The sequence below is a fragment of the Pseudomonas sp. P5_B2 genome, from assembly GCF_056400445.1.
The window spans coordinates 1-1,151 of sequence record NZ_JBFULH010001019.1 but is presented as its reverse complement, the minus strand read 5'-3'; the positions used below and the strand labels follow the sequence as shown (position 1 = coordinate 1,151).

General features: G+C 60.9%; 1 protein-coding gene. It reads right to left on the bottom strand.

The window, feature by feature from the left end; all coding sequences use genetic code 11:
- Positions 1-76: 76 nt before the first annotated feature.
- Positions 77-997, bottom strand: a complete 921-nt coding sequence (locus tag AC1DRJ_RS28830) for a LysR family transcriptional regulator (protein ID WP_477805131.1) — start codon at positions 995-997, stop codon at positions 77-79.
- Positions 998-1,151: the final 154 nt, after the last annotated feature.

The window sequence follows — 1,151 nt, the reverse complement described above, 5'->3', positions numbered from 1 at the left end:
GGGTCAGTGCTATAAAGGTTGAATCTGATGGCCCCTTCGCGAGCAGGCTCGCTCCCATAGAGGATTGGGGACTACTTCAGGTGGGTTGTGCTGCGAGCCACGTCTCATCGCAGCAGGTTTTGAGGGTTTCACGCAGCCAGCGGTGAGCCGGGTCATTGTCAAACCGTGGGTGCCAGGCCTGGGTCAGCATCAGGGTTGGCAGCGGAATCGRTAGGGTGAACGAGCGCAGTTTCAAGCCCAGGCGTCGCACGCTTAGCAACGCTTCCTTGGGCACCGGCAGTATCAGATTGGAATCCGGCAGCGCGAACATCGCAGCGTGGAAGCTCGGCGCAATCACCGCCACCCGCCGCTCCAGCCCCAACGCGTTGAGTGCCGTGTCGATCGGCCCGCGCGCAATGCCTCGGCGCGACATGCTGATATGAGAAAAGCCGGCGTAGCGCTCTGCGGTGATCTCGTCGTCGAACAGTGGATGATCCTCGCGCACCAGACCGACGAAGTGCGTGGAGAACAGGTTCTGTACCTTCACTTCCGGCATGACGGGGCGATTGTTGCTGACACTTAAATCGATCCGCCCCTCGCGCAGCGCTTCATCGTCGCCATCGCCTTCCGGCACAAAGCGCAATTCACAATGCGGCGCTTGGCGCTCCATGGTGTCAAACAGCTTGCCGCCATACACGCCGACAAAAAAGTCATTGGCGCGGATGCTGAACCGACGGCGCAATGAACCGAGGTCTACCCTATCGGCGGAGCGAAACAGCAACGCGGCCTGCTCGACCACATCACGTACCTGCTCACGCAACTCCAGCGCCTTGGGTGTAGGCACCAAGCCTCGACCGGCACGCACCAGGATCGGGTCGCCGATGGCCTCGCGTATCCGCGTCAGCGTTCGGCTCATTGCTGCCGGGCTGAGGTTCATCCGCCGCGCAGCGCCGACCACACTGCCTTCGTCGAGCAAGGCGTCGAGAGCGACCAACAGGTTCATGTCCGGGAGTTGCATGTTGAGCACTCGTGGCTGGTCTGGATTGATTCAGACGCAATGCTAGCAAACATCCTTGAATCAGGTGGTGACAGGTCTGGCGCCTTCGCGAGCAAGCCCGCTCCCACATTAGCTCAGCTGTGAACCCCGCTCCCACATTAGCTCAGCTGTGAAC